Below are 13,149 nucleotides of genomic sequence, written 5' to 3' on the forward strand. Positions count from 1 at the left end.
GTGGTCCTTTTCTAACTGTTGTTTTTGGTTTAAAACTGTTACTTTTTATAGTTGTTATTTTTTAAGCATAAAGAAAGTTTTTTATTAAAAGGAGTGCTCTTTTTTTATTTCTTACTTTTGTTATCTGAAATTTAAAATATGAAAAAATTAATAATTCCAATAATGATTATTGCTATACTGGTAGCTTTTTTTGAGCAGGTAAGTGCTGAGAAAAATGTTTATATCACTGTTGTTGCAATAGTTGTTTTTATGTTTGGGATGATGCAATTGAGTGCTAAAACGCCGAGTAAAAATCAAGAAAAAGAAGATAAAGATGTTTAATAAAGGAGATAAAGTTTCAGTACTTGATGAAGCAATAAACGGAGTTGTTGTTTCAACCAAAGAAAAAGAGATTACTATTGAAACTGAGGATGGATTTATGATGACATTTTTTGTCAACGAGTTGATTAAAGTAAACAATTCCAGTAACTTAATGGATTCTATTAAAAGAATCAATGTAGATGAAATTGCTAAGGAAAAAGCAATCCCAAAAGCAAGGAGTTTTGTAAAAGAACGCAAAGATAAGAACGAAATTTCGGCTCCTGAGTTTGATTTACACATTGAAAAATTAGTTCCTAATAAACGCGGAATGTCAAATTATGATATTCTAACTTTACAATCAGAAACAGCTAAAAGGCATATCGAATTTGCGATTAGAAATCGCATTCCGAAAATAGTTTTTATTCATGGTGTTGGTGAAGGAGTTCTAAAAGCAGAGTTGGATTTTTTATTGGGACGCTATGATAATATTGCTTTTCAAGAAGGTAATTATCAAAAATACGGACAAGGAGCAACGGAGGTTTTTATAAAACAAAACAGTAAATAAAGGATTTGATTTTTATGAAAAAAGGTCCCGTTTGCAATTGCAAACGGGACCTTTTTTTGTTCCTAATTTCGGAAAATAATGGGGGATTAATTAGTGGTTAATAAGTCTCCGTAAATGAAATTATCACCCAATAAAAAATCATTATTTCCTTTCTTTAAAGTGACCTTTTTAAGGACAATTGTATGCTTGAAACTTCCAGGGCCATTCGTCGTTGTAGTCACTTCTACAATACCGCTTGTTCCTGCTACACCCTCTACACCTGTCCATTCTTGGCTTAAAGCTGGAGTAGTTGGTGTGGTTGTATTACAAAAATAAGCTGGGGTAAGTAGTCCTGAAAATAAACGGTACGTAAGAACATTTGTTGTAGTTCCAATAATTCCAGTTCGAGGTGTATTTAATGGTGTTACTTCATTAACAATTAAATTGGGGTCTATTGTTAACATTAAAGCCTCACTACTGGTGTAGTTATATATTTGATTAGAAGCAGAACATTTTTCTACAGTTTGATCAAAAAGAAAAGGGAGTGTTGTCGCAGTAGTTACATAATCACCAAAAGGGAATGTTTCATAAACTTGGGTGCCGCTATTTTTTGCAAAAGTGATGTTCTTGAAAACAATATTATGATTGTATCCAGTAATTCTAGTACTATTAGTAGTAGTGTTTGTTGTTTTAACTGCTGTAGTAAATATTTGTATTTTACCGTCAGTTGCATTCCATTGATCCGTTACGATAGGCGTTGCAGGTGGTATTGTCTCGCAAATATTATCAGCAGATACTGTACCACCATAAAAACGATATACCACTCGATTAGTAGTGCTAATGTCAAGAACTGTTGGGGTATCGGTCAATGACGGCTCCGTTGTGAATGAAGCTGCTGGAATCTCAACTAGCAGTGCTTCTTTGTCTTTTAACTTGTAAATAATATTATTTGTACTACAACTTTGCATTGTAGCAGTTTCAAAATTAATATCTTCTTGCGTTAAATTACCGTCATCACAGCCATTTAATACAAATGCAAAAACCAATAGGCTTAGAACTTTTTTCATTGAAAAATTTATTTCTGCAAAAATAGCGAAAAAAATGATAATTGATATTGGATAATAGACAATTGATATTTCATAACTTTGCAGCAATGAAAAAAGTATATCTCGATAACGCATCAACAACAGCTATTAGAACTGAAGTCATTCAAGAAATGGCTCAAATCATGGCTCAAGATTACGGAAACCCTTCGTCTACGCACAGTTTTGGTCGCAATGCCAAAAATATTTTGGAACTTTCCAGAAAATCGATTGCTAAGCATATCAATGCAACAGCACAAGAAATTATTTTTACTTCCTGCGGGACAGAAGCTAATAATTGGATCCTGCGTTCAGCCGTTAAAGATTTAAAAGTAAAGCGTATTATCACAAGTAAAATAGAGCATCATGCTGTTTTGCATACTATTATGGCGTTACAACGAGAATATAATATTCAAGTTGATTATGTAAGGGTTAAACCCAATGGTGCAATCGATTTAACAGATTTAACGGATTTGTTAGCGCAAGATAGTAAGACGTTAGTGAGCTTGATGCATGTTAATAATGAAACGGGGACTGTTCTAGACCTTAAAAGAGTTTCGGTTATATGTAAGGAGCATAATGTGTTATTTCACTCCGATACGGTGCAGTCTATTGGGAAAACAAACTTTGATTTACAGGAATTGTCAATTGACTTTTTAGTAGCAAGCGCTCATAAGTTTCATGGTCCTAAAGGGGTTGGATTTGCTTTTGTTAGAAAAAATTCAGGACTCCAACCTTTGTTTTATGGTGGAGAACAGGAAAAAGGACTACGTCCGGGTACAGAAGCGGTGCACCAAATTGCTGGAATGGCTAAAGCGTTGGACCTTTCTTATTCTAATTTAGAAGAGGAGAAAAAACATATTTCTGCATTGAAATTCTATCTAATTGAGCAATTAGAAAAGGAATTTCCGGGTTTTAAAATTAATGGTAATTCAGATGATTTTTATAATATATTAAATGTTTTATTGCCTTTTTCGGCTGATAAGACGGCAATGATTTTGTTTCATTTAGATATGAAAGGGATTGCTGTTTCTCGAGGAAGTGCTTGTCAAAGTGGTAGTATAAGGCCATCACATGTATTGGCAGAAATACTTTCTGATGAAGATTTGAAAAAACCGAGTTTACGTATTTCTTTCAGTCATTATAATTCTTTGGAAGATGTCGATTTATTAATTGCTGGTTTGAAAAGTATGAAATAAAAAAAAATCCGCTTAGCGGATTTTTTTATAAAATAATTTAAATTTTTTCTGTTTCTTTTAGTGCTTTTGCCTTTGCTTTCCTTCTTTCCTCTAAAATGGTTTCTCTTTGTTTAGCAGTTATCATTAATCCTAACATCATAATAAAAGCAGTCAGTAAGATAACTTGAATAATTAATGACTTATTGACTAAAACGATAGTGTGCTCTGGAGTAATAGAAAGAAATAGTAAAATGGTAATTAAACCTCTTGGTGCTACAAAAAGCAAGGGGAATAAAGGCATTTTAGATAATTTAAGCTGAATAAATCGTAGAATAAAAAGAATAACAACAATTCCTATTGCCCATATTAGGGTATCGGTATTTATAATTTCAGCCGTTTTAATTAAATAACCAAATAAGAGAAAGAATAAGGCTCTAACTAAAAATGTAGCTTCAATTATTAATTCTTTAAACTTCGAAACCTCTTTGTTTAGAAGGTCAAGTTTGAATTGACGTGTCCATTTGTAATGCCTTAATTCATCTAAATTTCCAATTGACAAACCAAACACCAAGATAAAAATAAGTGCTGGTAAATGGAATATTTTTGAAATTTCATAGATCAAAATAATCAGTAAAACGATTGGAACAAATTTAATATGATGATCGATTTTATTCAATAAAAAAGAAAGTAGTATGGTTGCTACAAAAGAAATCACGATTATAAACAAAATTTCCAGACAAAAATAACCAAATGTCTCTATGCCAAAACTAGTGTTGAAAGCGATGAAATTAAAAAAAACTACCCCAAATATATCAGACAAACTACTTTCATAGATGATAAATTCTTTTTGGCTGCTGGATAAATTCCGAACACTTGGAATAGCAATAGCGCTGCTTATAACGCAAAAAGGAATTGCATTAGTAAGACTATCTTTAAAAGAATAACCGCCATAATAATACAATAAATAAGCAAGTGAAAAAGCCAGCACAATCAAAGGAAGAAACGCTCCTAAAGAGGATTTTTTAATAAGTCCTATCTTAGATTTATTAAGCTCAAGCTCTAATGAGCCTTCTAATACAATAAGGATAAGTCCAATAGTCCCTAATATAGGTAAAGTTGAAGTTAGGTCTGGAACTTCTATACTGAATAGAAAAGTTGCTTCTCGCACTACCCAACCCAAAAGGAGTAATAAGATTACTGAAGGTATTTTAGTCAATGAGGCAGTTAGGTCAAATAAATAGGCTACTAGCAACAACAGACAAAGTGAAATTATAATGGTCATATAAAATAAATTGTTTTTGAATAGGTACTAATGTAAAATAGGGCTAGTACACGGTGTAATATAGTACTTTTGGTTGTTAAAACATAAATATTTTTGATTTCTAACAATAAAAACACAATTTATTATTGTTTTTATATCATAACCAACTGTAAGTAAAGTGGCTAATTTATCTCATATTAATTCAGTGGCTGTGGTTTTTATATTTTTCCATTATTAATCGGGCTTTAAAAAAACACAATGTAGATTCGGCTCCTTGATTAATATTGATATGTTTGTCTTCTAGTCCGTCATAAGAAGCTCCGTTTTCTGGGTTATACATAATTTGTTTGAGATGATTATTGCCTAAAAACCAGATGAAAGCAAGTTTAAGTTGGTCTTTGTATTTTGAATTCTTAGTTACATCATTAAATAAATCCAACGTAATAATTGTGGTTGCCACTTCAATGGGTTGTTCTCCATAAAAAACTCTTTCATTTTCTTTTTTAAACCATCCTCGGTTCGAAATTACTTTTATTTGTCCTTTCATAAAATAATGAGAAAGTAGGAAATCAAAGGTAACAATAGCAATTTTTTTATATTTCTGCTTCCCTGTAACTAAGTAACTGTACATCATAGCTTCTGGCAATACATTATTGGCGTAAGTCATATAATCTTCATACCAACACCAGTTTGCTTCTGAATTGATATGATAATGGCGTAACAATTCATCAGCTAACTTTTCAATCTGCATTTCGGTCGCTTCTTCTTTATAAATAGAATAATAGTTATAAAGTCCCTTTAAAGCATAGGCAATAGCTCTAGGTGAACTAATGTCTTCAATTCTCACTATAGCTTTGTCCCAACACTTTTTAGCTCTTACTACAAATTCAATGGGTAAAGTTTGTTTATATGCAATGACAGTCCCTAAACTCCATAGTGCTCTTCCATTTGCATCTTCAAGATTGACTTCAGTATTTTGTTTTGTCAATTGATGATTAAAGTCTTTATAATTATCAAACCAGCCATTTTCTCGTTGTATTCCTTCAATATAATTGAGATAAGTATTTGCTAGCTCTAAAACTTCTTCATCGGGAAATTGGCTATGATACATAACCATATTTATTAACGCTCTTGCATTATCATCCAATGTATAACCAGATTCAGGATCAGGTTGGCTAAATTTTGAAAATTGGAGAATTCCAAAATTGGTTGTGAGTTTTTTTATATGGTCTAATTTTATTGGAGGCAAACTGAATTTTAGATCCTCTTCTTTGTTTGTTAATAAATCAAATAATAATCGGTACTGAATGGCAATATTTTCCCAAGACGTAATATGAGCTAGTGAGAATGCTTTTTTACCCATATTAATTCTTTTTTCTTCATCTTCAAGTAGTGACATGATAGCATTTCGGAATTCTTCTGGATTTTCAAATTCCGTTAATAATATTCCAGTTCCATCTACTATTGATTCTACTGCATGTGGAATGGGAGTGGAAATCACAGCGCAACCACAACTCATCGCATACGTAAAAGTGCCACTTACGGCTTGGTTCGGATCTTTGGAGGAAAATAAATAAATATCGGATAAGGTTAAATATTCTAATAGTTGTTTTAGTTCTAAGTATTCATTTATAAAAATCACATGAGAATCTAAATAAAGTTCTTTGACAATGAATTCTAATTTTTTTCGGTATTTTTCCCCTTCGGTTTTAATAATTTCAGGATGTGTTTTTCCAATAATTAAATAAATTAATTCTGGGTGATTCGTAATGATTTCAGGTAAAGCAAAGAGAGTGGTTTCTATATTTTTATTTTCACTGATTAATCCAAAAGTGGAAAGGACTGTTTTATCTGAAAAATGATATTTATTTTTAAGAGATTGTTTTTGTTCCCATAATACATTGTGATTTCCGTGAGGAATGATTTTGATTTTTGAAATTGGAGTTTCATAGTTTGTAATTAAAATTTCTTCTGATTTTTTTGTAAGGACAATAATCTTATCAGACAAATCAATAATGGCTTGCACTATTTTTTTTCTTTTTTCATTAGGGTTAGGCAATACAGTATGGAATATCGTTACAATAGGTTTATTAAGAGCTAAAATAAAAGCAAGTATATAGTCGCCATACTCACCACCATATAGACCAAACTCATGCTGAATGCAAACCAACCCTATGTCCTTGCGTTCATTGATTTTTTCAGCTGTCAACGGGTATTGATCAAGTTTTGATGTCAATAATGTAAAAGTGACCTCGGAATTATAAGTGACCTCGTTTTCCTCATTTTGTAAGGCACAAACTTCAATAGGAAGGGTACTACCAAATACAGTTTTAACAGCATTGATAATGTCATTTGAAAAAGTAGCTAGGCCACATTCACGAGGCGGATATGAGCTAACAATCAACATTTTTATTCCTTTATCCAATTTCATTTTTGGTGTTTTTAAGGTTGTTTTCTTAACTCCAGTACTAGTTCTTTAAGTGAGACTTTGGCTACTGCAATATGCTTGTCTGCAGCACCATAGTAGATGTAAAGATCATTATTAAATAGAGCAACACCGGTAGGAAAAACGGTATGGCTAACAACACCTTCTATTTCCCACTGTTTTGTTGGAGAGAAAAGGGGATAGGGTAGCCTAGAAATCTCCATCTCAGGTTGGTCTAAATGTAATAGTGCTACTTTGGCATGGTATATTTTTCCTGTAGTAGTTTCATGGACACCATGGTAAATTAGTACCCAGCCTTCTGGAGTTTCAATAGGTGGGCAGCCTGCTCCAATATAATTCATTTCATAAGGGTCCTTTGGATCCAGAATAATATAATCAGTAAGATTTGTCAAATAATCTTCCCAAAATTTTAAAGTTAAATCCTCCCATCGGTCGAATTTTACAATTTGAATTCCAGGCCAAATTCGATGGAGGAATACAAATTGACCATTAATTTTTCTAGGAAATAAAACAACATCTTTATCGCGAAGCAGTCTTGTTTCGTCATTAACGAGACCTATTTGTTCAAAAAGATTGTAATATTGATGGTATTTAGGGTTGAGTTTGGATGGGTTGCAAGAATTAACATGACTTTCATATTGTTGATAATTCACTTGAGGGGTTATTATTCCTTTTTTTTCGAAATGAATTAAATCAGTAGAGGTAGTAAGTGCTCCTAGGGTATTAACTCCATCATAGGCGGTATAAGTAATATAGTAAATCCCCTCAATTTTCACAATTCTTGGATCTTCGATTCCTTGCTTTTCATAATCTAACTCATTAGTTATTAAAGGTTTATCTAGCCTTTCTGTTACTTTCATAGGACCATCCGTCTTCGCATATCCTATGGTCGAATAATTTCCTTCTTGGACTGCTCTATATAAAATATGCAGGGTATTCCCTTCTTGATAAATACCAGGATTTAAAACCCCGTTATTTTCAAATTCGTTGTCTGTAGGACTTAAAATAATGCCTAGTTTTTCGATTGTAAGCATAACATAAAATGGTGTTGATTATGTTGTAATCTTTTTAAGTATTGTATTATTTGTCTCTCTTCAATTTATTTCTTTCCTGTTTTCTAAAGTATCCTCTAAATAAAAAATTGTGTTTTAATGCTTCTAAATTCTCATTTAGGCGGATGCTGGCGTCATTTATATTTGTCATAGTCGAATCAATTTTTTTTACCAATCTTGGGTCATTCGAAAGGTAATTTATTGCTCCTTTTCCGTCTTTAATATTCAAAATAGTTTTATTTAGATTGTCTACTACTTTATTAATTTCGGTACTTGACTGGTCTAAATTATTGATAATCGTTTTTATGTTATTGGCAACAGCCGTATCTTGCAGAACCCCGATAACATTATTCTTATTATTTAATGAAGTAATGATTTTGTTTAAATTTGTTATCGATTCTGAAGTTTGTTTACCTGATATTTTTAAATAATGAATAGTTTCCTTCAAGTCATTTGCTACTTCAATATCATTTATTAATAATCCTACGGTTCCTTTTCCTTTATTAATTTCGGTTGTGATTTCCAGTAAATTTTCGGTGAGTAGTGCTGCATTCTTATTGGTTTTACTAAAAGTATTTAAAAGATCATCGGTTCTAATGCGGTTCAAGGATTCAATCACATCCCCAGGCACTACAGGTGGTAGTTTCCCTTTGCCGGGTAATATATTAATAACCATGCTTCCTACTAGTCCATCCGAACCTATAGTAGCAATTGCGTCTTTTTTAATGTGTCTAAAAATAGTTTTGTCAATAATCATATCGACCTTAATGTTAGAATCATTTACCATTTCAATGCCACGTACTGTACCTACATTTACACCTGAAAAACGAACATTATTACCTAATTGCAGTCCGTTTACATTAGTAAAAATAGTTTCTAAATGATTTGTTTTTCCAAACATCTTTTGCTTGTCGCCAATGAAATAGATGGCCAAAACAAAAAGTATAAGCCCTATAATTACAAATAGACCAAGACGTATTTTTTGTGAAGTTGTTTTTTCCATATTATATTTTATTTAAAGAAAGCTTGAATTTTAGGATCAATAGATTTTGATAATTCTTCAAATATTCCTTCGGTATAATTAATTCCATCTACTAATAAAATCATCCTGTTAGATATTACTCTGGCACAATCAACGTCATGCGTTATAATAATAGCTGAGGTATTGTATTTTTCCTGAATGGATTTCATGAGCAATAAAATTTCTTTTGCCGTTATTGGGTCTAGTCCTGTTGTAGGCTCATCATAAAGGATTATTTTTGGTTGAAGAATTAGGGTCCTAGCTAATGCAATTCTACGCTTCATTCCACCTGATAATTCTGCAGGCATTAAATTCAAAGTGTGTGCTAAGCCTACATTTTCTAGGGCTTCCATGACTAATGGGGTGGTGTCTTTTAGTACGCCAAATTTTTTAGTGTGTCGTCTTAATGGGAATTCTAGATTTTCTCGAACGGTCATAGAATCATACAGCGCACTACCCTGGAATAGGAATCCAATTTCGGTACGGAGGTCGTCTAGTGTGGATTGATTTAATTCACTAATATTTTCTCCCATTACCGTAATAGAACCACTATCAGGTTTTTCTAATCCAATTAGGCATTTTATCATTACGGACTTCCCAGATCCGGATTTTCCCATAATAACCAAATTTTCTCCTTCGTTCAAAACCATATTGAAACCATTCAGCACATGGTTGTCACCATAGCTTTTTTTTAAGTCTTTGATTTCTATAATGGGTTTTATATTTTTGGATAGAGCGTTCATATACAATTATAAATCATAAAATATATCAGTGACAAAAACAGCTATAAAATCAATTATAAAAAGTAGCATGGAGGTAAAAACTACAGCTGAGTTTGCTGCAATACCAACTCCTGCGGTTCCTTTTTTACAATTATAGCCTTTAAAACAACCTACTAAGCCAATTGCAAAACCAAAGAAGAAACTTTTGATTGTGGCTGGTACTAGATCGCCAAATTCTAAAGCATTAAAAACTTGATTGTAGTACAACAAAAAGGAAACATGACCCTTTATGTTTTCAACCAAGTAGGAACCAAAAATAGCAATGGCATCGCCAAAGAAAACTAAAACAGGAAGCATGAAGGTCGTGGCTAGTATTCGTGTGACAACAAGGTATTTAAATGGATTTGTACCCGAAACCTCCATTGCATCTATTTGTTCCGTTACTCTCATAGATCCCAATTCAGCTCCAATACCAGAACCGATTCGTCCTGCACATATTAATGCCGTGATGATTGGACCTATCTCTCTAATAATCGAAATGCTTACCATAGAAGGCATCCATGAAACAGCACCAAATTCTTGTAAAGTTGGTCTTGACTGTAAAGTAAAAACCAGCCCAATAATAAAACCTGTTACTGAAACAAGCAACAATGATCTGTTTCCCATATTGTAACATTGCCGAAGGAATTCTTTAAACTCCGATGGGCGTTTGAAGCATTCTTTGAAAAAGCGACCAGCAAAAAAGGAGAGTTCGCCAATTTCAAGTAAAAAAGAATTAATCAATTTTATTATTTTAAAAATAGCATTCATAAGCATCATGAATTAATTTTTAACAAGAAAGGGCTACTCAAATATACGACTATTATGCTGATTATCAGGCTTTTTAATTGTTTGTTAGCCTGATTATTAGTCGTTTAATCGATAATAAATGATTTATAATTCTAAATTATAGTATTTAGTAAATACATTCCTATAAAAGAGAGATAAGGATAATACTAAGAAGAAGAAGCGTTTTTATTTATGACAATAGTAAATCACTGATGTCAATTTTATTGCTTTGATGTGGAATAGTATTGCAAGTAATAACTTCTTTGGCTCCTGATTTTAAAATTTCTTGATAGGCATTTCCTGCAAAGACGGCATGAACACCAATGCAAATAGGAGGTTGCATTCCTGCTTTTTTCAAATGTAGAATGGTCTCAATAAGTGTTCTTCCAGTCGAGATAATATCATCTACCAAGACGGGAGTATGATTATTGTATTGTTCTACTTGAGGAATAGAGACGTTTACATTTCGATCTCCATGGCGAATTTTTGTTAATGTGATATAAGGCGCATTGGCATTTTTTGCCACCTCAGATACCCATTGTTCACTTTCCATGTCTGGCCCAATCAATAGAGGTTTTTTAATATTGTTTTTTATATATAAAGAAATAAGAGCTGCTGCATGTCTCATTTTTGTTGGGATTGAATATATTTCAGCCAAGGTACTACGGCGGTGTAAGTGCGGGTCGATTGTGATTAAGCGGTTTACAAAACTGGAAATAAAACTAGCAAAATAGGTAGAAGTAACTCCTTCTCCAGGGTTAAAAATAGTGTCTTGTCGCATATAAGCTAGATAGGGAGCAATAAGACTAACGCTTTTGGCCCCCATTTCTTTAGCCGTTTTTGCCAAGAAAAATAGAGGTACTATTTTATTGTCAGGTTGGTGAAGAGTACAAACAAGAAATACCTCTTTGTCCCTTACATCCGATAATATTCGAATATAAGTTTCACCGTCTGGAAATTTACGAATTTCGACCTGACCATTTTCTCCCTGTTCTTTTTGAATTAGTTGAAGTGTAAGTTTCTCATTTTCAGGTAAAGCAAAAAATATTTTTTTCATAACATTTTAATGTATCAAAATAATATTTGGTTCCGTTTTTAAATATTCAACTGCATATTTTAATTCTCCTTCAGTTTCAGCGTAGATAGAAAATAGTAAATCTCCCTTATTCAATGGAGTATTTAATGGAGTTTGAAGCATTACTCCTGCTTTAGAATCATGTGGTGCACCTGCAAGTTTTGCTACTTTAGCAAGTTTACGATTGTTAATTTCGGTTACAATTCCTGATTTATCAGCATAAATGTCTTTTTTATAAATTGCATATTCAGGTTCTTTAAATCCACCTTGGGCTTTACAAATGGCAGTGAATTTTTCATAAGCTTTACCGGAAGAAAGAATTTTTTCGGCTGTATTAAATCCATTTTCTTTTGATTGTGTATTTGCCAAATCTATAATGGCACCAGCAATATATAACGCTTTGTTTCTCAAGTCTTGAGGAGCTTCTTTTTCATTTCGTAACACACTTAGCACATCCATAGCCTCCAATGATGGCCCAATTCCTCTACCTATAGGTTGTGATCCATCTGTGAAAAGTACTTTTACTTCTATACCCATTGACTTTCCAACAACATGAAAATAATACCGTAGTTTTTCAGCATCTTCTTCAGTTCTTACCTTGGCAGTTTTACCAATTGGAATATCAATCACCACATGAGTAGATCCTGCTGCTATTTTTTTAGACAATACTGATGCTATCATTTGACCTTCGCTATCGACATCAAGGGCTCTTTCGATACGAATTAAAATATCATCGGCAGGACTTAATTTTATGGAACCGCCCCATACAAAACAACCATTTTCTTTTTCGACCACTTTTTTAATTTGATTAATATCTAAATTAACCTTGGTTATTGTTTCCAATGTGTCCGCAGTTCCAGCTGGAGAAGTGATGGCGCGGGAAGATGTTTTAGGAATTGTAAGCCCATATTGAGCAATTATAGCTACAACAATAGGCGTGGTACGGTTTCCAGGTAGCCCGCCTACGCAATGTTTGTCGACTACTATTGGTTTATTCCAAGAAAGTTTTTTACCAGAGTTGACCATTGCTTTCGTAAGCCCAATAATTTCATGAATATTAAGATTATCGCCAGCACAGGCAGTAATAAAAGCGGCAATTTCTATGTTGGAATATTGTCCTTTCACAATGTCATCAATAATGTTTTGTAAGTCATTATCATTTAATTCTTTTCCATACATTTTAGATCGTATACTTCGCATGGAGGCAACTGGTTGCACATGAGAAAAACTAAGTTCATCACCTTCTTTAGCGTTTAAATCTTCATAAGCACTATCAGAAAGACCTGCAGTTCCATCTTTTATAATTCCATTGGTGATTATAAATAAAGTAGCAATTATTGAATGGTTATTTGCAGTAACTAAAATTCTGTTATGTGCTTCAAATCCCTCAGATTTACAGATATGACAATCTTTACGCATGAAAACTACATTTTCTTTTTGGGTATCAATGCCAAGATAAACGAGTTTTAAAGTGTTAAATGCAGTTTTCATTTTAGTGATTATTAAATTTTAATTAAAACCAGACAATTCTAAAAATAAAAATGAATCTCTCCATAATTGAAAAGACATAAACAAACAATAAATTTTAAAGAAGTAGCTGTCAATGGGCCCGAATTTTTGCCATTTGTCTAAATAAAAAA

At 32.7% G+C, this 13,149-nt stretch carries 12 protein-coding genes; 3 read left to right on the forward strand and 9 right to left on the reverse strand.

Going from position 1 to position 13,149, the window contains the following annotated elements; genetic code table 11:
* Positions 1-138: 138 nt before the first annotated feature.
* Both AB3G39_RS07440 and AB3G39_RS07445 read left to right on the forward strand, forming a co-directional pair.
* Positions 139-321, forward strand: a complete 183-nt coding sequence (locus AB3G39_RS07440; protein WP_367771101.1) for a hypothetical protein — start codon at positions 139-141, stop codon at positions 319-321.
* Entirely contained in the window at positions 314-865 is a 552-nt protein-coding gene (locus AB3G39_RS07445) for a Smr/MutS family protein (RefSeq protein ID WP_367754267.1), read from the forward strand. Before AB3G39_RS07440 ends, AB3G39_RS07445 begins: the two co-directional genes overlap by 8 nt.
* Positions 866-951: 86 nt before the next feature.
* On the opposite strand, the gene AB3G39_RS07450 is transcribed toward AB3G39_RS07445, so the two are convergent.
* A complete protein-coding gene (locus AB3G39_RS07450; RefSeq protein ID WP_367771099.1) occupies positions 952-1,911 on the reverse strand; it encodes a hypothetical protein in 960 nt (319 codons plus the stop codon).
* A gap of 86 nt (positions 1,912-1,997) precedes the next feature.
* Between AB3G39_RS07450 and AB3G39_RS07455 the strand changes: the two genes are divergently transcribed.
* Positions 1,998-3,125: a cysteine desulfurase family protein gene (locus AB3G39_RS07455; protein WP_369764700.1), complete on the forward strand. Its 1,128-nt coding sequence runs from the start codon at positions 1,998-2,000 to the stop codon at positions 3,123-3,125.
* Between the two features lie 37 nt (positions 3,126-3,162).
* Here the strand turns inward: AB3G39_RS07455 and AB3G39_RS07460 are convergent, their stop codons facing one another.
* The 8 genes from AB3G39_RS07460 to AB3G39_RS07495 all read right to left on the reverse strand — a co-directional run bounded on the left by AB3G39_RS07460 (position 3,163) and on the right by AB3G39_RS07495 (position 13,000).
* Positions 3,163-4,386, reverse strand: coding sequence for a cation:proton antiporter (locus tag AB3G39_RS07460; RefSeq protein ID WP_369764701.1), 1,224 nt, complete (start codon positions 4,384-4,386; stop codon positions 3,163-3,165).
* Positions 4,387-4,567: 181 nt separating this feature from the next.
* Positions 4,568-6,796: a glycosyltransferase gene (locus AB3G39_RS07465; protein ID WP_367771095.1), complete on the reverse strand. Its 2,229-nt coding sequence runs from the start codon at positions 6,794-6,796 to the stop codon at positions 4,568-4,570.
* 11 nt (positions 6,797-6,807) lie between these two features.
* Complete coding sequence (locus tag AB3G39_RS07470) at positions 6,808-7,845, reverse strand: pesticidal protein Cry7Aa (RefSeq protein ID WP_369764702.1); 1,038 nt, start codon at positions 7,843-7,845, stop codon at positions 6,808-6,810.
* 46 nt (positions 7,846-7,891) lie between these two features.
* Positions 7,892-8,866, reverse strand: coding sequence for an MlaD family protein (locus tag AB3G39_RS07475; RefSeq protein WP_369764704.1), 975 nt, complete (start codon positions 8,864-8,866; stop codon positions 7,892-7,894).
* A gap of 8 nt (positions 8,867-8,874) precedes the next feature.
* The gene (locus AB3G39_RS07480) at positions 8,875-9,627 is read right to left on the reverse strand and encodes an ABC transporter ATP-binding protein (RefSeq protein WP_367771086.1); all 753 of its coding nucleotides are present in this window, start codon (positions 9,625-9,627) and stop codon (positions 8,875-8,877) included.
* 6 nt (positions 9,628-9,633) lie between these two features.
* On the reverse strand, positions 9,634-10,425 hold the full coding sequence (locus AB3G39_RS07485; RefSeq protein ID WP_367771083.1) for an MlaE family ABC transporter permease: 792 nt from the start codon (positions 10,423-10,425) through the stop codon (positions 9,634-9,636).
* 199 nt (positions 10,426-10,624) lie between these two features.
* On the reverse strand, positions 10,625-11,491 hold the full coding sequence (locus AB3G39_RS07490) for a ribose-phosphate pyrophosphokinase (protein WP_367771080.1): 867 nt from the start codon (positions 11,489-11,491) through the stop codon (positions 10,625-10,627).
* 6 nt (positions 11,492-11,497) lie between these two features.
* On the reverse strand, positions 11,498-13,000 hold the full coding sequence (locus AB3G39_RS07495; protein WP_369752242.1) for a thymidine phosphorylase family protein: 1,503 nt from the start codon (positions 12,998-13,000) through the stop codon (positions 11,498-11,500).
* Between the last annotated feature and the right edge of the window lie 149 nt (positions 13,001-13,149).

The organism is Flavobacterium sp. WC2416 (genome assembly GCF_041200095.1).
In the GTDB taxonomy this organism is placed as follows: domain Bacteria; phylum Bacteroidota; class Bacteroidia; order Flavobacteriales; family Flavobacteriaceae; genus Flavobacterium.

Excerpts from the sequence above, each read along its gene's own strand:
- AB3G39_RS07440 (WP_367771101.1), top strand. The coding sequence starts at position 139 with ATGAAAAAATTAATAATTCCAATAATGATTATTGCTATACTGGTAGCT.
- AB3G39_RS07445 (WP_367754267.1), top strand. The coding sequence starts at position 314 with ATGTTTAATAAAGGAGATAAAGTTTCAGTACTTGATGAAGCAATAAAC.
- AB3G39_RS07450 (WP_367771099.1), bottom strand. The coding sequence starts at position 1,911 with ATGAAAAAAGTTCTAAGCCTATTGGTTTTTGCATTTGTATTAAATGGC.
- AB3G39_RS07455 (WP_369764700.1), top strand. The coding sequence starts at position 1,998 with ATGAAAAAAGTATATCTCGATAACGCATCAACAACAGCTATTAGAACT.
- AB3G39_RS07460 (WP_369764701.1), bottom strand. The coding sequence starts at position 4,386 with ATGACCATTATAATTTCACTTTGTCTGTTGTTGCTAGTAGCCTATTTA.
- AB3G39_RS07465 (WP_367771095.1), bottom strand. The coding sequence starts at position 6,796 with ATGAAATTGGATAAAGGAATAAAAATGTTGATTGTTAGCTCATATCCG.
- AB3G39_RS07470 (WP_369764702.1), bottom strand. The coding sequence starts at position 7,845 with ATGCTTACAATCGAAAAACTAGGCATTATTTTAAGTCCTACAGACAAC.
- AB3G39_RS07475 (WP_369764704.1), bottom strand. The coding sequence starts at position 8,866 with ATGGAAAAAACAACTTCACAAAAAATACGTCTTGGTCTATTTGTAATT.
- AB3G39_RS07480 (WP_367771086.1), bottom strand. The coding sequence starts at position 9,627 with ATGAACGCTCTATCCAAAAATATAAAACCCATTATAGAAATCAAAGAC.
- AB3G39_RS07485 (WP_367771083.1), bottom strand. The coding sequence starts at position 10,425 with ATGATGCTTATGAATGCTATTTTTAAAATAATAAAATTGATTAATTCT.
- AB3G39_RS07490 (WP_367771080.1), bottom strand. The coding sequence starts at position 11,491 with ATGAAAAAAATATTTTTTGCTTTACCTGAAAATGAGAAACTTACACTT.
- AB3G39_RS07495 (WP_369752242.1), bottom strand. The coding sequence starts at position 13,000 with ATGAAAACTGCATTTAACACTTTAAAACTCGTTTATCTTGGCATTGAT.